The organism is Pampinifervens navoyensis, assembly GCF_046159715.1.
In the GTDB taxonomy this organism is placed as follows: Bacteria; Aquificota; Aquificia; order Aquificales; family Aquificaceae; genus Pampinifervens.
The window spans coordinates 18,664-37,110 of the sequence record NZ_JBJXCT010000007.1; the positions used below are offsets into that span (position 1 = coordinate 18,664).

An 18,447-nucleotide genomic window follows, 5' to 3' on the forward strand; every position below is an offset into this window, starting at 1 on the left:
ACTGATGCAGGAGCAATACGATAAATTCAGAGAGTATGTAGAGGAACTGGAAAAGTGCAGAAAAGAGCTGGAAAACCTAAAGTTTGAAAATAACTCCATACATGAAAAGCTCTATAGGCTTGAAATGGAAAAAACATCCCTCAAGGAAAAAGTTGAGAAGCTGACAGAATACATACAGAACATAGAACAGGTTTCAAGAAGTAAGGATGAAATGATACTGTCCCTTTCAAGGGACATAAACAGCTACAGAAAACTTCTCATGACGCTTGTTATTCTTCTTTTTCTGCTTCTTATGGTAATAGTTTACCTGTCCATGCGATGAAAAGGCTGATCGTAATACCAGCGAGGCTCGGCTCCACAAGGCTAAATGAAAAGCCTCTTGTTTCTTTACTTGGCAAGCCCCTTATAAGGTGGGTGGTGGAGGGTTGTCTGAAAACTGGTGAAAGGGTAGTCCTTGCTACGGACAGCGAGAAGATTTACCACAGCGTAAAAGACCTCCCTGTAGAAGTAAGGTTTACCCCTTCAGAGCTTCCCTCGGGAAGCGACAGGGTTGCTCATGTGATAAGGGATGAGCATGTGGACTGCGTGATTAACTATCAGGGGGATGAGCCCTTTGTTTACAAAGAAGACATTTGCAGGCTCTTTGAAGCCCTACTTGAGCACCCAGTGGCAACCCTTGCCCTGAGAGACACTCAGGCTTACGAAGACCCAAACTCGGTAAAGGTTGTCCTTGCAAGGGACCACACAGCCCTCTACTTCTCAAGGTCCGCCATTCCCCACATGAAAAAAAGCTCAGACCTCTACCCTCTCAAGCATGTGGGTATATACGCCTTCAGGAAGGAGACCTTGCTGGAGTTTACCTCTATGGGAAGGGGCCTTCTTGAGGAGCTTGAAGGGCTGGAACAGCTCAGGCTCTTAGAAGCTGGCTACAGAATAAGGGTTATAATCTCAGAGAATTACTATCACGGAGTGGACACAGAAGAGGACATAAGACTCGTAGAGAGAGAGCTTTCAGCAAGGCTTTTCACGAAATCATAGTTGAGGCTATGACCCCCCAGGTAAGAAAAGACTTTCCCTCTAAGCCTCATACCAAGCAGGCTCAGGTCTCCAAGAAGGTCAAGAAGCTTGTGCCTTATGGGCTCGTCCTTTGACCTCATTCCCTCAGGGTTGTAAACAAAACCGTCTCCTATAACAACTGCGTTTTTGAGGTTCCCCCCCTTTGCAAGACCCTTCTGAAGCAAGAACTCCACCTCCTCCTCGTAGCAAAAGGTTCTTGCAAAGACCACTTCCCTTGCATTTCCACAATACTGGGCTGTGCCTTCTTCAAGAAGACCCCTCACATAGCCCCTGTATGCTGCGCAGAAGCCCTCATAAGGCTCCGCCCTAATGTAGCCTTTACAGTTTTTCACTTCAAAGTTTTCTGTTAGCTCAAAAACTCTCGCTTCCTCCTCAAGCTCAGTGGTCAGATTTTTCAGTAGCTTGTAGAAGTGATAACCACTTCCGTCAAGTATGGGAACCTCACACCCACTTAAAAACTCTACTGTAAGGTTATCCACTCCAAGCATGTAAAGAACCGCAAGCAGATGCTCCACAGTGCTTACTCTGACACCATCTTTTCCAAGAACTGTGGCATGGTCAGTGCCAAGCACATACCTGTAGCTGGCAGGGATGTATGTGCCCTTAATAAAAAACCTTACTCCAGTGTTTTCCCTCTCAGGGTGCAGAACGATCCTTGAAACCTCACCGCTGTGAATGCCCACGCCTTCAAACTCCACTTCCCTAAGGAGGGTTTTCTGCCTCATCTCACATCTCATTAATGCAAATTTTATAATGCAAATTTTATACCATGCTTTTCAAAAGCTCCGCCACCTTTTCAACTGAAGGTTTTTCAGGCACGAGGCACTCCAGGTTTACCTCACTTTCAAAAAATTCCTTTGTGGTTTTGCCAATACAGAGGACTTTAAGGGGCTTCAGAGACCTTTCTGCTTCTTCCTTTTGCAAGTTTGCAAGAAGACCCCTTACTGCAGAAGGGCTGGCAAAGAGGATAGCATCTGCCCGAGAGAGGACTTCAAGAATTTCCTCCTTTCTGTAAAGCCTTGTCTTTACACTGTAGACGTCAAGGGCATACACCTCAAAGCCAAGAGCCCTGAGCCCCTCCACCACTTCATCCCTGCCTATAGCAGATTTTGGAACCAGCACTTTCCCTTTCAGGCCATGAAAAAGTTTCAAAACCTCCTGTCCGTAGTAGTTTGCAGGCATTGCCCATACATTGTAGCCGTAGTCTTCAACCGCATTTCTGGTCTTTTCTCCCACCACCACAATCTTTTCCTTCTCAAGTCTGCACTTGGAAAAAAAGGCTCTTACTGCCCTCGGGCTCTGAAAGACCACAAAGTCAAAGCTTTCCTGCGGAGGCTCAAAGTCAATGGGCTCTTCCTCTATCAGGGGCATGGGTATGACTTCAAAGCCAGCTCTCTCAAAGATTATTCTGTCCCTCTCTATGTCCTCCTGACTTCTGGTTAGGATAACTTTCAGAGGCATCCAGGGAATATAATTTACTCCATGCCTTCCCCCAGAGAACTCCTTGGAAAGATTGACATAGTGGATGTTATATCCTCCTACATAGAGCTCAAAAGGGTTGGAAACAGCTATGTGGCAAGGTGCCCCTTCCATCCCGATGATACCCCTTCCTTCTATGTATCTCCCTCAAAGGGTATTTTTAAGTGCTTTGGTTGTGGAGTGGGGGGTGATGCGGTAAAGTTTGTGAGCCTGTATGAGAATGTGGACTACTGGGAGGCTCTTGAGAGGCTGGCAAAGAGATATGGTATAAGGGTAAGCGTAAGAAAAAGGGAAAAGGACAGTCAGCTTTTGCTTGCTCTTCAGAGGGTTACGGACTTCTACCATGAGGAGCTCAAAAAGAGCAGGACAGCGCTTGAATACCTGCAGAGCAGGGGAATAGGCTCAAAGACCATAAGCAGGTTTTCTCTCGGCTTTGGTGGAAACACAGAGGCGTTGGTAAAGAGGCTGATGGAAGAGGGGCTTCTGGGGGTATACGAAAAAAGCTCAAATCTCACAAGGTTAGACTCTGGAGTATACAGAGACCTTTTCAGAAACAGGCTTGTAATTCCCATAAGGGACATAAAGGGTAATGTGGTGGCCTTCGGTGGAAGAAGCCTTGATGGAAGCCATCCCAAGTATGTGAACTCCCCTGAGTCTGAGGTTTTCAGAAAGAGGGCTACACTCTTTGGTCTTTTTGAGTCAAAGGATTACATAAGAGAATCGGGGCAGGTGGTGGTGGTGGAAGGATACTTTGACCTTATGAGCCTGTGGCAAGAAGGCATAAGAAACTGCGTTGCACCACTTGGAACAGCACTCACGGAAGAGCATGCAGGTATACTTTCCAGAATGGCAAAGACAGCCATACTCCTCTACGACGGGGACAGTGCAGGCAGAAGGGCTGTCAGGTCTTCTGTGCCATACCTGATCGGCGCCGGGATGGAGGTGAAGGTTGTATACCTGCCTGAGGGGGAAGACCCCGACTCCTTCGTAAAGAAGGACCCAGAAGGTCTAAGGAAGATGATAAGTTCAGCTCCTACAGTGGAAGAAGAGCTCCTTAGGGATATAGAGAAGGGAAACAGGTCTGCCCTTGAGGACCTTCTTTACTTCTGCGGCTTTATACCGGATGGCCTCAGGAAGTTCGAACTTCTCAGGGAAATATCATCCGCCACTGGTCTTCCCATAACAAACCTTCAGGAGAGGCTTCCAAAGGTAGAAAGGAAAGCAAAGGGAGAAAGGGTGGACCTCAGCTACCACGAAGCCGTCTTGCTGGCAGGGCTTTACAGGTTTGGTCTTGAGGGTGTGGACCTCAACAGCCTCAGACTCTCTCCTCAGGCAATGGAGCTTATAGAAGCCCTGCAGAGGGAGGAATACCACCTCCTTCCCGATTACATAAAGAACCTAAGAATTTTCAACCTTGAAAGGGCTTTTCAGGAGAGCATTAGAGCACTTGGCCTTCCCGAGGAAAGACCGGCTCTTGACTTTGACCAGCTCAGAAAAGAAAGCAGAGAACAGCCCAGAAAGCTCAGACTCAGGAAGTGATATATTTTATATTATGGAAAAGGTTTTCATTTATGACACTACTCTGAGAGACGGCTCTCAGGCGGAAGGCGTGAACTTCTCCCTGGAGGATAAACTACGAATACTGCATAAACTTGATGAGTTTGGCATTGACTACATAGAGTGTGGATGGCCGGGGGCAAACCCCAAAGATACTATTCTCTTTGAGAGACTAAGAAAATACAGACCCCATCATGCAAAGCTTGTTGCCTTTGGCTCCACAAGAAGGCCCGGCAAGAGAGCAGAGGAAGACCCACAGTTAGAGAACCTTATAAAGTCTGGTGCAAGGGTGATAACCATCTTTGGCAAGAGCTGGGACTTTCATGTGACAGAGGCGCTCAAAACAAGCCTTGAAGAAAACCTTTCCATGGTCTACGAATCGGTGAGTTTCCTGAAAAAACATGTGGAGGAAGTGGTTTTTGACGCAGAGCACTTTTTTGATGGATACAAGAATAACCCCGAGTATGCCCTTGAGGTGCTACGGTCTGCTCTTTATGGGGGTGCAGACTGGCTTGTGCTCTGCGACACAAACGGTGGCTGTCTTCCCCACGAGGTTTACGAGATAACAAAGAAGGTAAAGGAGGCCTTTCCACAGGCAAAGATAGGCATACATGCCCACAATGACTCTGAAACTGGTGTTGCCAATTCCCTCATGGCAGTGCTTGCAGGCGCAAGGCAGGTGCATGGCACCATAAACGGCATAGGAGAGAGAACGGGAAATGCAAACCTCTGCTCCATAATCCCAAACCTGCAGCTCAAGATGGGCTTTCTGGCAATGCCAGAAGATAGCCTGAGAAAACTTACAGAGCTCAGCCACTTTATATCAGAGCTTTCCAACATGCCTCTGCCAAAGAACATGCCCTATGTGGGTGAAAGCGCCTTTGCTCACAAGGCCGGCGTGCATGCCTCTGCAGTCATGAAACATGCCAGCACATACGAACACATAGACCCTGCTCTTGTAGGCAACAGGAGAAAGGTAACAGTATCAGACCTTTCCGGCAGGAGCAACATACTTTATAAACTGAAAGAGATGGGCATTGAGGTAGAGGAGAGGTCTCCAGAGCTTCTGAAGCTGGTTGAAAAAATTAAGGAGCTTGAAAAGGAAGGATACCACTTTGAAGCGGCGGAGGCCTCCTTTGAGCTTCTGTGTAAAAGGCACTTCGGGCTTGTGAGAGACTACTTCAACCTTGACGCATACAGGGTTCTCATAGCCAAGAGAAGCACAGACCACCTGCCAGTTTCTGAAGCGACGGTGAGACTCTTTGTGGAGGATATAAAACAGCACACAGCTGCCCTCGGGAACGGACCAGTCAGTGCCCTTGACAGAGCTCTTAGAAAAGCCCTTGAGGAGTTCTACCCCAACCTCAAGGAGGTTCAGCTTATAGATTACAAAGTGAGGATAGTGAACGAACTGGAGGGAACCAGTGCAAAGGTGAGGGTTCTTATAGAATCTACCGATGGTAAAAGGAAGTGGGGAACGGTGGGAGTCTCCGAGAACATAATAGAGGCCTCCTGGATAGCCCTCACAGACAGTCTGGTTTACAAACTGCATAAGGATGAAGAAGAGGGTATAATTTAGGTCTATGAAGAGGTGGCTCATACTACTGCCCCTTATCCTCTCCATGGCTGAGCCTCCAAGGGACAACAGACTCAGGATTGAGCTGGAGGACAGGGAAGGTTTAAAGCACAGCCTCAGAGGGCTTTCATGCAACGGCAGGGGATACCTGAGAGTGAGAGAGGGAGGTCTTGAATATGCCATAAACTTCTCAGTCCTCAGGTCTCTGGAGGTTATAAGTCAGGATGGACAGCAACTCAAAGTCAGGCTTTCCCTTAAGGATGGAACCTCAAAGGAATACTACCTTCCTGCAAACACATACTGCAAAGGAGGCTCTCAGGTGGGTGAGGCAGGCTTTTACCTGAAAGACATAAAGAATATATTTATCAGAATGGAGGAGAAGTGAAAATGAGCAGGTTTAAACTTTTTGGCCTTTTCCTTATAACCTTTGCGGTGGGCTTTGTGCTTGGAAGTGCCGGCGCGTCTCAGGGCAACAGACAGGAGGATGAATACAGATACTTCAGGATGTTCACCGATGTCTTCCGCACCGTAAAGGAGAACTATGTGGGTGAAACCAACACAAAGGACCTTATATACGGTGCCCTCAATGGCATGCTTAAGTCCCTTGACCCCTTCTCAGCCTTTTTCACCCCTGAGCAATACAGAGAGTTCAGGCAGGAGACAGAGGGAGAATTCGGCGGTGTGGGAATAGAGATAGGCATGGATAAGGGAAGACCCATAGTCATATCACCCATAGAGGGGACGCCTGCCTTCAGGGCGGGTATCAGGTCCGGAGACATTATCCTTGAGATAGACGGCGAGGATACCTCCAACATGAACCTTATGGATGTGGTCAGAAGGATAAGAGGAAAGCCTGGAACAAAAGTAAACCTGACCATAATGAGAAGGGGAGCAGACAGACCCATTAAAGTTGAATTGGAAAGGGCAGTTATAAAAGTGGAAAGTGTAAAGTGGACAAAGCTTCAGGATGTGGGCTACATAAGGCTGTCCCAGTTTACGGATGGTGCAGGAAAAGAGGTGGAAAAGGCAATAAGAAATTTAACATCTCAGGGCGTAAAGGGGATAGTGCTTGACCTCAGAAACGACCCTGGCGGGCTTCTGACGGAGGCTATAAACGTATCTGAGCTTTTCCTGAAGGAGGGCAAGCTTGTAGTCTACACAAAAACGAAGAATGGAGAGGTAAACAGGTATTTCTCAAGGAAAAAGCCAGTTCTTCCGGAGAATGTTCCCCTCGTTGTTCTCATAAACAGGGGCTCTGCCAGCGCATCGGAGATAGTGGCGGGTGCATTGCAGGACCATAAAAGGGCAGTTCTAGTGGGAGAGAGGAGCTTTGGAAAGGCCTCTGTTCAGAACATAATACCCCTTGAGGATGGCTCGGCCATCAAGCTGACGGTTGCCCATTACTACACACCACTGGGGAGGCTTATTGACAAAAAGGGTATACAGCCAGACATCGAAGTAAAGGTCTCTGAGGAGCAAGAAGAAAAACTCCAGGAAACCATAAGACAGAGGAGACTTCAGGGTGCTTCTGGACTCATACTTGAACCTGAACTTGACCCCCAGCTAAAGAAGGCTGTTGAGGTCATAAGGTCAGGCACCAAGGGCTATGCACACACTGGCGGTTGAGACCTCCTGCGACGAGACTGCCCTGTGTATATACTCAGACAGTGAGGGGGTAATAGGGGATATAATTCTGTCTCAGGCAAAGGTGCACTTTCCCTATGGAGGGATTGTTCCCGAACTTTCCGCAAGAGAGCACACAAGAAATCTTCTTCCCTTGCTGGACAGACTTATCAATGAGACGGGCTTTGACATAAGGAAGGTTGACTTCATATCCTTTACACTTACTCCCGGGCTCATCCTCTCCCTTGTGGTGGGTGTTAGCTTCGCCAAGGCAATGGCTTACATGCTCAAAAAGCCCCTTGTCCCAGTCCACCACCTTGAGGGGCATATATACTCCGTCTTTCTGGAAAAGCCGGTTGCATATCCCTTTCTTGCTCTCATAGTCTCGGGTGGCCATACAGACCTGTATCTTGTAGAAGGCTTTGGGAGGTATGTATTCCTTGGGGGAACCCTTGACGATGCAGTGGGAGAGAGCTACGACAAGGTTGCCAAACTTATGAACCTTGGATATCCGGGAGGACCAGTAGTAGACAGGCTGGCAAAGGAAGGAAAGCCAGTATACAGCCTGCCAAGACCAATGATGGAGGATGAAAGCCTTAACATGTCCTTCAGCGGGCTCAAGACTGCAGTTAGAAAGCTCGTGGAATCCGGCAGTTATTCAAAAGAAGACCTTTCTGCCTCCTTCCAGAAAGCTGTGGTGGATGTTCTTGAAAGAAAGACGCTTCTTGCCATGGAAAAAACTGGAGTCAGGAGGCTTGCCATAGTGGGGGGCGTCTCTGCCAATTCTGAACTGAGAGAACGTTTTAGAGAGCTCTCAGAAAGGCTTGGCTTTGAGCTACACATTCCCCATCCCAGACTTTCAACGGACAATGCCCAGATGATAGCCTACGCAGGCATGGAAAGGTTCAAAAGAGGAATAATCGCACCAGAGGATATAAACCCAGAGCCAAACACTCCGCTGGAGGTTTTTGGAAAGAGGTGGAGTTGACCATGATATAATTGCTCTAATTATAAATGGCAAGAAAGGGGCAGAAGCAAGAGGAAATATACAAAGTTGCTCTACAGGTAATAAAAGAGAAACAAAACGGAATAAGGTATTCAGATTTACACGGGGAAATAAAGCATAGACTTCCAGAAGCAAACCCGAACACCATTCACGGCACCCTGCACAAACTGAGGCAAAGTATCTTAGAAGGCAAAGAGAAAAATGTATCCATGCCAGAGAGAGGTCTGTTTGTATGGAGCTCCCAGAGGATAGGTAAGCAGCCTGCCCAGCTTCCACCCAGAAACCTTAAAGAAGAGGATTTTTATAAGCCCTTCGCCAGCTTCCTAGTAGAGGAACTGAGTGAATGCACGAAGGCAGTTGTTCTTGGGGGAAACGTCTTTCAGGACAAGTGGGGCACGCCGGATGTGATAGGTGTATACAAATTTTCTGATATTGACCCCATAAAGCCACCTCCTGAGCTTATAACAGCCGAAGTTAAGATTGCAACGGAAGGCTCCGCTCTAATAACAGCCTTTGGTCAGGCTTGTAGCTACAAGCTCTTTAGCCACAAGGTTTATGTAGCAGTGCCAAAGCAGGCAGGCCAGGAAACTATAAGCAGGCTTGAATCGCTTTGCATGCTATTTGGAATAGGGCTTATTCTCTTTAACTGCGAAAAGCAGGAGGACCCGCAGTTTGAAATAAGAACAAGAGCCCAGAGAAGCGAGCCAGACTACTATTATCTGAACCAGTATTTGAGGAAACTGCCTGAAGAGAAAAAGAGAGAGCTCTTTGGCTAGTTTTAAATCAATCTTTTTAGCCTATAACCCCTCATAAACTCCTCTCCGCTCATGAGCTTTCCCTTGGGAGATATTAGCTCCAGCACCTCCACTGCCCCCTCGCCACAGGCTACCACGAGCCTTTTCCTATCAATAACCTCCCCTGGCGCTCCTTCACCCTCCACAACCCTTACCTTCAGAATCTTGAGCCTTTCGCCCCTTTCTGTAAGTGTGTAGCAATCGGGGTAAAGTCCTCTAATTCTGTCTTTCACGCTTTCCGCATCTGCTTTCCAGCAAATTCTTAGCTCTTCCTTCTGAATGGGTGGTGCGTAGGTTGCTCCTCTGTTGTCCTGAGGGATGGGCTTGACATTTCCTTCAATCCATTCTCTGAGAGTTCTAACAAGCAGGTCTGCTCCCTTTATTGCAAGTCTCTGGGAGAGGGCTTTGAGGTTGTCTTCCTCAAGTATGGGTTCTTCCTCCTGAGAGAGTATGTCCCCTGTGTCCATGCCTTCGTCCATGAGCATAACAGTGTTTCCCGTCTTCTTTTCTCCCGCCATGATGGCTCTCTGTATGGGTGCAGAGCCTCTGTAGGCGGGAAGAAGGCTTGCGTGAAGGTTTATACAGCCATAGGCAGGGTAGCGTATTACCTCTGGTGGGAGTATTTTGCCGTAGGCAACCACTACTATGCATTCAGGCTTCAGACTTTCAACGATGGGTATGAGCTCCTTTCTTTTTTCAGGCTGGAAAACATCAAGCCCAAGCTCCTGAGCCAGAACTTTGACAGGTGGTGGTGTGAGCTTCTGACCCCTTCCTGCGGGTCTGTCTGGTTGGCAGACAACTCCGGCAATTTCAAATTCTTCGTGCAGTCTTTTCAGTGAAGGTGTGGCAAACTCAGGAGTGCCAAAGAAAAGTATTTTCATGTTCTCACATACTCCAGAGCCACATCATCCCCGAAGGATTTTATCTCTCTTAGCCTCAATCTTTGAGCTTCCCTGAGAAGGGCTACACCTATATCTCCAAGCCTTTTACCCTCACCTATAAGGACGGGACCTAAAAAAACCCACAGGCGGTCAAAAAGCCCTTCTTTTAGGAAGGAAGTCAGCGTTATCGCTCCACCCTCTACAAGGAGATGCATAACCTCCAGAAAGTATAGCTCTCTCAGCACTTCCTTCAGGTCAAGCTTCTTGCCCTCCGCGGGCGCCATAAGGACCTTTACACCCCTGTCCTCAAGCCTCTTTATTTTCTCCCTGTCCTCGCTTACGGTAAAGATTATGGTCTGGCTTTCTCTTTCCTGCACAAGATGGCAGCTTTCTGGGATTCTCAGCTGAGGGTCAAGAACTACCCTTATGGGTTGCCTTTCCCATTCAAAGGCTCTGACGGTGAGCTTCGGGTTGTCCCTCAGCACTGTGTTGATGCCCACGAGCACGGCTGTGGCTTCAGACCTGAGCCTGTGGGCAAAGGCTCTTGACTCTTCCGAGGTTATCCACTGACTATCTCCAGTCCTCGTTGCAAGAGACCCATCCACGCTCTGCGCCCACTTGAGGGTTATGTAGGGTCTTTTCTGAGTTATGTAGGTAAAAAAGTCCTCGTTTAGCCTCTTTGCCTCTTCCTCAAGCACACCCACCTGCACCTCTATTCCTGCATTCCTTAGCCTTTCCACACCCCTGCCAGAAACCAGAGGGTTTGGGTCAAGGGTTGCGACAACCACCCTTTTTATGCCTGCCTTTATTATGGCATCGGTGCAAGGTGGGGTTCTCCCAAAGTGCGTGCAGGGCTCAAGGGTGACATAAAGGGTGGCGTCCTTTGCCCTTTCGCCTGCCCTCTCAAGGGCGACCACCTCCGCATGGGGCATACCAGCTCTTTCGTGGTATCCCTCCGCAACTATTTCCCCTTCCTTAACTATCACACAACCAACGGCGGGGTTGGGATGAGTAAGACCCTTTCGCAGGAGAGCAAGCTCAAGAGCCCTCTTCATAAACTTCAAGTCATCCATCAGTCAAAGATATCAAAAAGCTCACCAAAAATAGACTTTCTCTTTTTTTTATACTTGTATTCCTCGTATTTTCTGTAAACCTCCGGATATTCTCTCGTTATTCCTCTCAGCTCTTCATCAAGACTGCCCTCCGCCCTGCGTATAGCTTCAATTATCTTTGAAAGCTCGCCCTTGTCCAGCCACATACCACCACAGGATGGGCATACATCCACCACAACACCATACCTGTTTACTTCAAGGAGGTCCACATGGACACATCTGGGACATTTCATTTTCCTTCCTCACTTCTTTTTATAAACTCAAGCATCTCTATGTAGATTATACCAAAAGCATCCTCTATAGCACCTCTTCTCGGAAGATCTCCAAAACTGCCATCGGGCTGAGAGTAGGGAACAACCGTGGAAAAACTTTGCCCTTTGCCGTTGACGGTGAGGCTCACTCTGAGTTCAAGGTTGTAGGCGCTCACTCTTTGCTGTGGGGTGAAGGCTATGGGGGTTTCCTTCAGGAGCTCAACCTTTGGTATTATCTCCTGAGAACCCTCTTTGCAGACTATTGTGTTTCCAGTTTCAAGGATTGCCCTTTCCAGCCTTTTTCTGAAGGTAAAATCCAGATAAGGCTCTGGGTAGGGGTTTTCAACCCTTTTTATACAAAAGTCAGCACCAACAGCACTGGAAATAAAAAAGAAGAGCCCCACTAAAGCCAGCATAATCTATAATATAGGGCATGAAGCGGCCTATGTTTATTCTTGCCCTTTTCTACTCCCTCCTGTGGCTGCTTATCTCGGGTGTAGAAGCAAAATCTCTCTTCTTTGGCTCTATATCCCTTTTCACAGCTCTTCTGTTTCACAAACTCCTGAGGGTCTACCTTCCCAGACTCAACTTTTTTGCCCTTTTATCCTTTTTCATAACCTTTCTGGGACAGTCTTTTCTTAGCGGTATTGATGTAACCAGAAGAGTAATTGGTCCCAGGCTTCTTGTAAACCCTGGCTTTGTTACTTATAATCTCACCACACACAAACAGCCTGCGAGGTTTCTGCTCTGTATGGTGATAAACCTGACTCCCGGAACTCTTAGTGTGGAGCTCTCAGGAGACAGAATTCTTATACACACCCTTGATATAAAGGACTTTAGCGAGGAAAAGCTCAGAGAGCTTGAAAGGCTGGTAGACAGGGTGTTTTCATGAAAGAGCTCTATCATATACTCTTTGCGCTTCTTGGTTTAAACCTTTTGCTTGGTCTTGTGAGGGTGCTCAGGGGTCCAAGCCTTGTGGACAGTATGCTGGCTTCTTTACTTCTGGGCACTGGAGGAACCGCGCTCATTCTTGCTATACACAGTTATGCGGAGCAGGGTTCACTCCTCAATGTAGCTCTTGCCTTTGCACTTCTTGCTGGTATGGGTGGCATAGCCTTTGCTATAATACTCCTGCGAGATGACAATTCTTGAAGTTCTGTCCTTGAGCCTTATGTTCGTTGGAGCCTTTTTTCTTCTTGCGGGTAGTATGGGTCTTCTGAGACTGAGAGATACTTACAGCAGACTGCATGCCCTTACGAAGGCAGACCTTCTTGGGTTTGGCTTTGTGGTTCTGGGTGTTATGGTGTCTGCAAAGAGTCTTTCTGAGGTGCTAAAGCTTATCATAATATGGCTCTTTGTCATAGTTTACAGCTCGCTGGTTGGCTACGCCATAGCCCATCAGAAGAGGAAAAGAGGCGATGCTTGACCTCCTGCTCGGAACCCTTCTCCTACTCTCTGCACTTGCTTCTATGCACAGCAGAGATACTCTCAGAAGCGGTGTTTTCTTTCTGAGCTTTGGGCTGATAAGCGGTCTAGTGTGGGTCAGGCTCTCTGCGCCCGATGTGGCTATGGTGGAGATAATACTGGGGGCAGGTATAACGGGCGTTCTCATATTCAAGCTTATGAAGGGTGTAAACATAAAAAGTGTAAGAGTCCCCGCCTACAGGAAGCTCTGGGCCGGTGTGGTCAGCTTCCTCTTCTTTCTCTGGATGCTGCCCTACATAAGAAATATACCTGTTGAAGTAAGGGTTTCAGCCCTTGTCTCTGAAAATCTGCCCCTGAGTGGAGTTGAAAGTCCAGTAACTGCAGTACTTCTGAACTTCAGGGGCTACGACACCCTGCTTGAGGTTGGTGTAATAACCCTTGCTACCTTTGGAGTTCTGGCTATAGGGACAAGAAGAGAGGTCTACCTCTGGAAAGACCCCATACTTCAGAGCGTCTCCAGGCATTTCTTCCCACTTGTTGCCTTTTTTTCCCTTTACATAACCTATCTGGGTGCCTTTTCAGTGGGTGGTGCCTTTCAGGGTGGTGCTCTGCTGGCTGGTGGTCTGGTTCTGCTGGCTCTGTCCGGACAGGCAATCAACTTTGGCAGAATATCAGGTCTCCTTCTTCTCCTCAGCCTTGTTATCTTTCTGGGCATAGGGACGCTCTATGCTATCACAGGCAATGGCTTTCTTACATTCCCCATAGATCTGGCAACACCTTCCATAATTCTCATAGAACTTTCCATATGGCTCTCTACTGCTGTGCTCCTTTATACCGCCTACAGGGGGAGGCTATGACTGACTTTTATTACCTCCTTTCCCTGATTCTTATTCTGGTAAGCACCTACTATTTCCTCACGGCAGAGAACAATGCAAAACGTCTAATCACGGTTAACATACTTGGCTCTGGCGTATTTCTTTTCTTCATAAGCACGGCCAAAAGGGTGCCAGGGGGAAATCCTGACCCTGTCCCTCATGCCCTCGTGCTTACGGGCATAGTGGTTGCAGTAAGCGCCACAGCCCTTGCTGTCTCTCTGCTTCTGCGTATGAGCAGAGATGAGGAGGAGTGATGGTAGGCTTTGACCTTGCGTATCTGATAGTTGTTCCTCTTACAGGCTCCATGCTGTCCCTTCTGGGTCTGTTCAGGTCCTACATTGCGCTGGGCTTCAGTGTGCTGTCCCTGTTTTCATCCCTTTACGCCTTCCACCTTACCCTGAAAGGAGGGGAGCCAGTCTATCAGTGGATTGGCGGCTGGGTTGCTCCTCTGGGTATAGGTCTTCGGCTTGACGGTCTTACGGGTTTTTTCCTTCTTATGACTGCCCTTGTGAGTTTTTCTGTGAGCGTATATGCCATAAGTTTTTTCAAAGGTGGATATGAAAGAGAAGGAAGGTTTTTCTGGTTCTTCTTCTTTTTTCTCTGGGCAGGCCTGAATGCCTTTTTTCTTTCTGAGGACCTTTTTAACCTCTATGTAGCCCTTGAAGTTCTCTCCCTTACCGCGGTGGTGCTCGTTGCCCTCCCGGGTTATAGAAAGGCCATAAAGGCGGCGGTTAATTACCTGATTCTTTCCCTGCTTGCCTCTATGTTCTACCTCTTTGGCGTGGCAATGCTCTATGCAAGCTACGGGACTCTGAGTATGAACCTTCTGTCAGAAAGGCTTACGGGCACTGAGGAATTCATCTACACCCTCTTCCCTCTGAGCATAGCCCTTGCCATAAAGGCCGCCCTCTTTCCTTTTCACTTCTGGCTCCCCCCAGCCCATTCAAGCACGGTGGCACCCGCCAGTGCACTTCTTTCGGGGCTGGTAGTAAAGCCCCCAGCCTACCTCATACTCAGGCTGTGGCTTGAGGTATTCCCGGAGAATAAGAGCCTTGAATACCTTAGCTGGGTTCTGGGCACCCTCGGTGCTCTCGCCGTGGTCTTAGGTTCCTATTACGCCATAAGGCAGAAAACCATAAAGATGCTCCTGGCTTATTCCACCGTGGCACAGATGGGTTACCTTTTCCTGATGGTCCCCATATACTATCAGGCTCAAGTCCTCCATGTAAAGACCATGGTCCTGGAAGGTTTTGCTCTTCAAGCTCTATCTCATGCCCTTGCAAAGGCAAGCATGTTTCTCTCTTCAGGAAACGCCATATATGTGGCAAGGAGGGATGAACTCTCCTACATGCCTGGCTTTGCCCACAGCCACCCCTTTACCTTCTTTGCCCTCTTCTTTTCCGGAGCAACCCTCATAGGTCTGCCTCTGAGTGGAGGCTTCGTGGCCAAGTTTTTGCTTCTAAAAGCTTCAATACAGACAGGCTTTGTATTTCAGGGTGTTATATTCCTTATTGGAAGTTTGCTTGCAGCCATGTATGTTTACCCCATATGGAAGGAGAGCTTTTCCTCTCACCCAAAAAAGCTGTATGACCAGCCCATTCCCCGCCTCATGGAACTCTCAGCCTTTATCCTGGGATTTGTAGCCTTCTCCATAGGCCTGGTCTCGGGCTTTTTACTTCAGGGCATTGCAGGGAAGGACTGACATGGACCAGTTTATGGTGCTCAGCCTGCTTTTCAGCTCCTTTGTGGCAAGCCTCATAATAGCCTTCCTCAAGGAGGAATGGTATACGCTGAGAACTCTGGTAAACATAGGCGCTGCGTCATATAAGCTCCTTGTGATAGGATATCTTCTCTGGGCAGTCTACAATGGCAGGGTCTTTGAGATAAGCTACCCCATGGTTTCTTTTGCTGACTTTTATCTCAAAATTGACCCCCTCGGGCTTCTTTTTGTGAGCCTTTCCTCTTTCCTGTGGCTTCTGACAACCCTTTATGCGGTGGGCTATCTTGAGGGTTCGCCCAACCGCAGGAGGTTTTTCACTTTCTTCAATCTTGCAGTCACTTCCACCATGGGCATTGCCCTTGCGGGCAACATGTTTACCTTTTTCCTCTTTTATGAGCTTCTTACGCTCAGCACCTATCCCCTCGTGGTTCACAGAGGCACAGAAAAGGCTCTCAAAGCAGGAGGTTTCTACCTCCTGTATACAGTCTCTGGGGGAACACTTTTTCTCGTATGTCTTGTTTTCCTTTACATAGCTGTGGGCAATGGTGATTTTCATGTGGGCGGTAATCCCCACTTGAGAGCCTGGGCTAAAGAACACCCACAGCCTGCCGTGTTGCTCTTCTACGGGCTCTTCTTTGGGATGGCAGTAAAGGCTGCAGTCTTTCCCCTTCATGGATGGCTCACCAGGGCCATGGTTGCACCAGCCCCAGTGAGCGCCCTTCTGCATGCGGTGGCAGTTGTAAAGGCTGGCGCCTTCGGCGTTGTGAGGCTCGTCTATGACCTCTACGGCGTCCAGCTGGTGCAGTCTATGAATCTATGGCAGTTCCTTGCATACCTTGCAGGCTTCACCATAGCCTTCGGCTCTCTGATGGCGGTTTTCCAGAGTGAATTAAAGAAGAGGCTTGCCTATTCCACCATAAGCCATCTGTCTTACATAATCCTTGGCATACTCATACCCGGACCTGTGGCCACCATGGGAGCTCTTCTGCATCTTGTAAACCATGGCATCATGAAGATAACCCTCTTCATGTGCGTAGGAAATTATTCAGAGGCTTACGGGATTCACAGAGTTGAAGAAGTAAATGGTGTGGGTAGAAGGATGCCCCTTACCACCCTTGCTTTTACATTGGCCTCCCTGGGGCTTATAGGTGTCCCCCTTACAGCCGGCTATCTTACCAAGAAATACCTGGAAGAGGGAGCGAGGTTTGCAGGACAGGAATGGGCGGTGTATGTGCTGTATCTCAGCTCCTTTCTGAGCGTTCTTTACCTAATCCCCATAGCCTTCAGAGCATGGTTTGGTGAGGTAAAGTTGAAGGAAAAAAGACTCAGAAGGTTTGAAGTAGGTCTTATGATGCTCGTTCCTCCTCTAATAACTGGAATACTTACCCTCCTGATAGGCCTTTCTGCAGAATTTACCCTCAACCCCTTAGCCTGGGTCAGGTTTATAGCAAGGATAGAGTATGGGGAAATAGAGTAGGCTGTGCTATAATTCTTAGCCATGTCATCCATAGTGAGCGTCAAGGCAAGGGAAGTGCTTGATTCCAGGGGGAATCCAACCCTTGAGGTGGAAGTGGTGCTCTCTTCGGGTGCAAAGGGAAGGGCCATGGTGCCAAGCGGTGCCTCCACAGGGGAAAAGGAAGCAATAGAGCTCAGAGACCACGACCCAAGAAGATTTTTAGGCAAGGGCGTTCTGAAGGCTGTGGACAACGTGAACTCGGTAATAGCCAGAGAGATAGTGGGTCTTGATGCAGGCCAGCAGGCTCATATAGACAGAGTGCTCATTGAGCTTGATGGCACTCCAAACAAGAGCAGGCTTGGGGCAAACGCCATACTAGGCGTTAGCATGGCTGTGGCAAGGGCAATGGCCCATGAGTTCGGTGTGAGCTTATACAGGTATCTTGGCGGTCTGAGAGCAAAGAAGCTTCCGGTGCCTCTGATGAACGTGATAAACGGTGGTGTTCATGCGGACAACCCCCTTGACATACAGGAGTTTATGATAGTTCCCGTGTGTGGGGGCAGGTTTTCAGAGGCCCTGAGGGCAGGCGTGGAGGTTTTTCATCATCTTAAGGCCCTCCTCAAGGAGAAGGGATACTCCACCAATGTGGGGGATGAGGGTGGCTTTGCACCAAACCTGCAGAGCACAGAAGAGGCCCTTGACATGCTCATGCTTTCCATAGAAAAGGCTGGCTACAGGCCCGGAGAGGATGTCTTTCTCGCCCTTGACTGCGCATCCTCTGAGCTCTTCTATGAGGATGAACTATACCACCTTGAGGGAAAAAAGCTGAGCTCGGAGGAACTCTGCGGCTTTTACTCTAAACTTTTAGAAAAGTATCCGATAGTATCCATAGAAGACCCCATGGCGGAGGATGACCTGGAAGGATGGAAACTCATTACGAGAGAGCTTGGAAGCAAGGTTCAGCTTGTGGGTGATGACCTCTTTGTGACAAACCCCTCCATATTTCAGGAGGGCATAAAGGAGGGCCTTGCCAATGCCATACTCATAAAGCTGAACCAGGTGGGGACTCTCACCGAAACCCTCCAGACAATAGATATGGCTCAGGAAAATGGCTATGGGACAATAATATCCCACAGGTCTGGAGAAACGGAGGACACTTTCATTGCACACCTTGCTGTAGGAACCAGTGCAGGGCAGATAAAGACAGGTTCTGCCTCTCGCACGGACAGGGTTGCCAAGTATAACGAACTCTTGAGGATAGAGGAGGAGCTTGACCATGAGGCGGAGTTCGGAGGGAAGAGGGAATTTTCAGGCTTTAGCTTCTGACAGGCTTTTTAAGATTTTCTTCTTCCTTATGTTTTTTTACACCCTTTACAATCTCTTTCTGAGCCAGTATAGTATATTCAGGGTCTTTGAGCTAAAAAAGGCTGGCATTGAGCTGGATACCCAGATTGCCCGTCAGAGGGCTGAAAACAACAAAAGGGAACAGCTTCTTGAGCTTATAAGAGAGAACCCTGAACACTTCAAGGAGAGATTTGCCCGTGAATACATGCAGCTACAGAGGGATGGAGAATATATACTCCTTTTCAGGCGTTGATGGTATAATTTAAGAACC

23 protein-coding genes are annotated in these 18,447 nt (G+C 48.3%); 17 read left to right on the forward strand and 6 right to left on the reverse strand.

Annotation, left to right across the window (positions count from 1 at the left end):
• Positions 1 to 4: 4 nt before the first annotated feature.
• Together ACKRDP_RS06240 and kdsB are read left to right on the forward strand one after the other, a co-directional pair.
• The gene (locus ACKRDP_RS06240; protein ID WP_409153916.1) at positions 5 to 322 is read left to right on the forward strand and encodes a hypothetical protein; all 318 of its coding nucleotides are present in this window, start codon (positions 5 to 7) and stop codon (positions 320 to 322) included.
• Positions 319 to 1,038, forward strand: a complete 720-nt coding sequence (gene kdsB / locus ACKRDP_RS06245) for a 3-deoxy-manno-octulosonate cytidylyltransferase (RefSeq protein WP_409153917.1) — start codon at positions 319 to 321, stop codon at positions 1,036 to 1,038. Before ACKRDP_RS06240 ends, kdsB begins: the two co-directional genes overlap by 4 nt.
• On the opposite strand, the gene lpxC is transcribed toward kdsB, so the two are convergent.
• Positions 963 to 1,802: a UDP-3-O-acyl-N-acetylglucosamine deacetylase gene (lpxC, locus tag ACKRDP_RS06250; RefSeq protein ID WP_409153918.1), complete on the reverse strand. Its 840-nt coding sequence runs from the start codon at positions 1,800 to 1,802 to the stop codon at positions 963 to 965. The two genes, kdsB and lpxC, sit on opposite strands and share 76 nt — an antisense overlap.
• Before the next feature lie 37 nt (positions 1,803 to 1,839).
• On the reverse strand, positions 1,840 to 2,538 hold the full coding sequence (locus ACKRDP_RS06255; protein WP_409153919.1) for a uroporphyrinogen-III synthase: 699 nt from the start codon (positions 2,536 to 2,538) through the stop codon (positions 1,840 to 1,842).
• Positions 2,539 to 2,559: 21 nt separating this feature from the next.
• Here ACKRDP_RS06255 and dnaG point away from each other — a divergent pair, with 21 nt between their 5' ends.
• Genes dnaG through ACKRDP_RS06285 form a run of 6 tightly spaced genes read left to right on the forward strand, consistent with a single transcriptional unit; the run spans position 2,560 to position 9,094 of the window.
• Positions 2,560 to 4,095 (forward strand): DNA primase, encoded by a 1,536-nt coding sequence (gene dnaG / locus ACKRDP_RS06260; protein ID WP_409153920.1) that lies wholly within the window; start codon positions 2,560 to 2,562, stop codon positions 4,093 to 4,095.
• A 13-nt stretch (positions 4,096 to 4,108) separates the two neighbouring features.
• On the forward strand, positions 4,109 to 5,692 hold the full coding sequence (gene cimA, locus ACKRDP_RS06265; RefSeq protein ID WP_409153921.1) for a citramalate synthase: 1,584 nt from the start codon (positions 4,109 to 4,111) through the stop codon (positions 5,690 to 5,692).
• Between the two features lie 4 nt (positions 5,693 to 5,696).
• The gene (locus tag ACKRDP_RS06270; protein WP_409153922.1) at positions 5,697 to 6,074 is read left to right on the forward strand and encodes a hypothetical protein; all 378 of its coding nucleotides are present in this window, start codon (positions 5,697 to 5,699) and stop codon (positions 6,072 to 6,074) included.
• A gap of 2 nt (positions 6,075 to 6,076) precedes the next feature.
• The gene (locus tag ACKRDP_RS06275) at positions 6,077 to 7,315 is read left to right on the forward strand and encodes a S41 family peptidase (RefSeq protein WP_409153923.1); all 1,239 of its coding nucleotides are present in this window, start codon (positions 6,077 to 6,079) and stop codon (positions 7,313 to 7,315) included.
• Positions 7,296 to 8,300 (forward strand): tRNA (adenosine(37)-N6)-threonylcarbamoyltransferase complex transferase subunit TsaD, encoded by a 1,005-nt coding sequence (tsaD, locus tag ACKRDP_RS06280; RefSeq protein WP_409153924.1) that lies wholly within the window; start codon positions 7,296 to 7,298, stop codon positions 8,298 to 8,300. Before ACKRDP_RS06275 ends, tsaD begins: the two co-directional genes overlap by 20 nt.
• A gap of 26 nt (positions 8,301 to 8,326) precedes the next feature.
• On the forward strand, positions 8,327 to 9,094 hold the full coding sequence (locus ACKRDP_RS06285) for a hypothetical protein (RefSeq protein ID WP_409153925.1): 768 nt from the start codon (positions 8,327 to 8,329) through the stop codon (positions 9,092 to 9,094).
• 2 nt (positions 9,095 to 9,096) lie between these two features.
• Here the strand turns inward: ACKRDP_RS06285 and fmt are convergent, their stop codons facing one another.
• The 4 genes from fmt to ACKRDP_RS06305 are packed head-to-tail and all read right to left on the reverse strand — an operon-like array spanning position 9,097 to position 11,772.
• Positions 9,097 to 9,993, reverse strand: coding sequence for a methionyl-tRNA formyltransferase (fmt, locus tag ACKRDP_RS06290; protein WP_409153926.1), 897 nt, complete (start codon positions 9,991 to 9,993; stop codon positions 9,097 to 9,099).
• The gene (gene ribD, locus ACKRDP_RS06295) at positions 9,990 to 11,066 is read right to left on the reverse strand and encodes a bifunctional diaminohydroxyphosphoribosylaminopyrimidine deaminase/5-amino-6-(5-phosphoribosylamino)uracil reductase RibD (RefSeq protein ID WP_409153927.1); all 1,077 of its coding nucleotides are present in this window, start codon (positions 11,064 to 11,066) and stop codon (positions 9,990 to 9,992) included. Before ribD ends, fmt begins: the two co-directional genes overlap by 4 nt.
• Positions 11,066 to 11,338 carry a TFIIB-type zinc ribbon-containing protein gene (locus tag ACKRDP_RS06300; RefSeq protein WP_409153928.1) on the reverse strand — a complete coding sequence of 91 codons (273 nt, stop codon included), beginning with the start codon at positions 11,336 to 11,338 and terminating at the stop codon, positions 11,066 to 11,068. Before ACKRDP_RS06300 ends, ribD begins: the two co-directional genes overlap by 1 nt.
• Positions 11,335 to 11,772 (reverse strand): hypothetical protein, encoded by a 438-nt coding sequence (locus ACKRDP_RS06305; RefSeq protein ID WP_409153929.1) that lies wholly within the window; start codon positions 11,770 to 11,772, stop codon positions 11,335 to 11,337. The genes ACKRDP_RS06300 and ACKRDP_RS06305 overlap by 4 nt, the downstream gene beginning before the upstream one ends.
• A gap of 29 nt (positions 11,773 to 11,801) precedes the next feature.
• Here ACKRDP_RS06305 and ACKRDP_RS06310 point away from each other — a divergent pair, with 29 nt between their 5' ends.
• From ACKRDP_RS06310 to ACKRDP_RS06350, 9 genes are read left to right on the forward strand one after another with little or no spacing between them, the layout of a single operon-like run.
• Entirely contained in the window at positions 11,802 to 12,248 is a 447-nt protein-coding gene (locus ACKRDP_RS06310) for a Na+/H+ antiporter subunit E (RefSeq protein ID WP_409153930.1), read from the forward strand.
• Positions 12,245 to 12,508 carry a hypothetical protein gene (locus ACKRDP_RS06315; protein WP_409153931.1) on the forward strand — a complete coding sequence of 88 codons (264 nt, stop codon included), beginning with the start codon at positions 12,245 to 12,247 and terminating at the stop codon, positions 12,506 to 12,508. Before ACKRDP_RS06310 ends, ACKRDP_RS06315 begins: the two co-directional genes overlap by 4 nt.
• On the forward strand, positions 12,495 to 12,782 hold the full coding sequence (locus tag ACKRDP_RS06320; protein WP_409153932.1) for a cation:proton antiporter: 288 nt from the start codon (positions 12,495 to 12,497) through the stop codon (positions 12,780 to 12,782). The genes ACKRDP_RS06315 and ACKRDP_RS06320 overlap by 14 nt, the downstream gene beginning before the upstream one ends.
• Complete coding sequence (locus ACKRDP_RS06325; RefSeq protein WP_409153933.1) at positions 12,775 to 13,638, forward strand: hydrogenase subunit MbhD domain-containing protein; 864 nt, start codon at positions 12,775 to 12,777, stop codon at positions 13,636 to 13,638. The genes ACKRDP_RS06320 and ACKRDP_RS06325 overlap by 8 nt, the downstream gene beginning before the upstream one ends.
• Entirely contained in the window at positions 13,635 to 13,910 is a 276-nt protein-coding gene (locus ACKRDP_RS06330; protein WP_409153934.1) for a cation:proton antiporter subunit C, read from the forward strand. The genes ACKRDP_RS06325 and ACKRDP_RS06330 overlap by 4 nt, the downstream gene beginning before the upstream one ends.
• Positions 13,910 to 15,358: a complex I subunit 5 family protein gene (locus tag ACKRDP_RS06335; protein WP_409153935.1), complete on the forward strand. Its 1,449-nt coding sequence runs from the start codon at positions 13,910 to 13,912 to the stop codon at positions 15,356 to 15,358. Before ACKRDP_RS06330 ends, ACKRDP_RS06335 begins: the two co-directional genes overlap by 1 nt.
• Before the next feature lies 1 nt (position 15,359).
• On the forward strand, positions 15,360 to 16,853 hold the full coding sequence (locus ACKRDP_RS06340) for a proton-conducting transporter transmembrane domain-containing protein (protein WP_409153936.1): 1,494 nt from the start codon (positions 15,360 to 15,362) through the stop codon (positions 16,851 to 16,853).
• Between the two features lie 21 nt (positions 16,854 to 16,874).
• Positions 16,875 to 18,158 carry a phosphopyruvate hydratase gene (gene eno / locus ACKRDP_RS06345; protein WP_409153937.1) on the forward strand — a complete coding sequence of 428 codons (1,284 nt, stop codon included), beginning with the start codon at positions 16,875 to 16,877 and terminating at the stop codon, positions 18,156 to 18,158.
• Complete coding sequence (locus tag ACKRDP_RS06350; RefSeq protein ID WP_409153938.1) at positions 18,109 to 18,429, forward strand: hypothetical protein; 321 nt, start codon at positions 18,109 to 18,111, stop codon at positions 18,427 to 18,429. Before eno ends, ACKRDP_RS06350 begins: the two co-directional genes overlap by 50 nt.
• Positions 18,430 to 18,447 lie beyond the last annotated feature (18 nt).

Coding starts and splice junctions, on each gene's coding strand:
- tsaD (WP_409153924.1), top strand. CDS start 7,296: ATGCACACACTGGCGGTTGAGACCTCCTGCGACGAGACTGCCCTGTGT.
- ACKRDP_RS06315 (WP_409153931.1), top strand. CDS start 12,245: ATGAAAGAGCTCTATCATATACTCTTTGCGCTTCTTGGTTTAAACCTT.
- ACKRDP_RS06270 (WP_409153922.1), top strand. CDS start 5,697: ATGAAGAGGTGGCTCATACTACTGCCCCTTATCCTCTCCATGGCTGAG.
- cimA (WP_409153921.1), top strand. CDS start 4,109: ATGGAAAAGGTTTTCATTTATGACACTACTCTGAGAGACGGCTCTCAG.
- ACKRDP_RS06340 (WP_409153936.1), top strand. CDS start 15,360: ATGGACCAGTTTATGGTGCTCAGCCTGCTTTTCAGCTCCTTTGTGGCA.
- ACKRDP_RS06310 (WP_409153930.1), top strand. CDS start 11,802: ATGTTTATTCTTGCCCTTTTCTACTCCCTCCTGTGGCTGCTTATCTCG.
- ACKRDP_RS06350 (WP_409153938.1), top strand. CDS start 18,109: ATGAGGCGGAGTTCGGAGGGAAGAGGGAATTTTCAGGCTTTAGCTTCT.
- ACKRDP_RS06320 (WP_409153932.1), top strand. CDS start 12,495: ATGACAATTCTTGAAGTTCTGTCCTTGAGCCTTATGTTCGTTGGAGCC.
- ACKRDP_RS06255 (WP_409153919.1), bottom strand. CDS start 2,538: ATGCCTCTGAAAGTTATCCTAACCAGAAGTCAGGAGGACATAGAGAGG.
- lpxC (WP_409153918.1), bottom strand. CDS start 1,802: ATGAGGCAGAAAACCCTCCTTAGGGAAGTGGAGTTTGAAGGCGTGGGC.
- ACKRDP_RS06330 (WP_409153934.1), top strand. CDS start 13,635: ATGACTGACTTTTATTACCTCCTTTCCCTGATTCTTATTCTGGTAAGC.
- ACKRDP_RS06285 (WP_409153925.1), top strand. CDS start 8,327: ATGGCAAGAAAGGGGCAGAAGCAAGAGGAAATATACAAAGTTGCTCTA.
- ACKRDP_RS06300 (WP_409153928.1), bottom strand. CDS start 11,338: ATGAAATGTCCCAGATGTGTCCATGTGGACCTCCTTGAAGTAAACAGG.
- ACKRDP_RS06335 (WP_409153935.1), top strand. CDS start 13,910: ATGGTAGGCTTTGACCTTGCGTATCTGATAGTTGTTCCTCTTACAGGC.
- ACKRDP_RS06240 (WP_409153916.1), top strand. CDS start 5: ATGCAGGAGCAATACGATAAATTCAGAGAGTATGTAGAGGAACTGGAA.
- ACKRDP_RS06275 (WP_409153923.1), top strand. CDS start 6,077: ATGAGCAGGTTTAAACTTTTTGGCCTTTTCCTTATAACCTTTGCGGTG.
- fmt (WP_409153926.1), bottom strand. CDS start 9,993: ATGAAAATACTTTTCTTTGGCACTCCTGAGTTTGCCACACCTTCACTG.
- ACKRDP_RS06325 (WP_409153933.1), top strand. CDS start 12,775: ATGCTTGACCTCCTGCTCGGAACCCTTCTCCTACTCTCTGCACTTGCT.
- eno (WP_409153937.1), top strand. CDS start 16,875: ATGTCATCCATAGTGAGCGTCAAGGCAAGGGAAGTGCTTGATTCCAGG.
- dnaG (WP_409153920.1), top strand. CDS start 2,560: ATGCCTTCCCCCAGAGAACTCCTTGGAAAGATTGACATAGTGGATGTT.
- kdsB (WP_409153917.1), top strand. CDS start 319: ATGAAAAGGCTGATCGTAATACCAGCGAGGCTCGGCTCCACAAGGCTA.
- ACKRDP_RS06305 (WP_409153929.1), bottom strand. CDS start 11,772: ATGCTGGCTTTAGTGGGGCTCTTCTTTTTTATTTCCAGTGCTGTTGGT.
- ribD (WP_409153927.1), bottom strand. CDS start 11,066: ATGGATGACTTGAAGTTTATGAAGAGGGCTCTTGAGCTTGCTCTCCTG.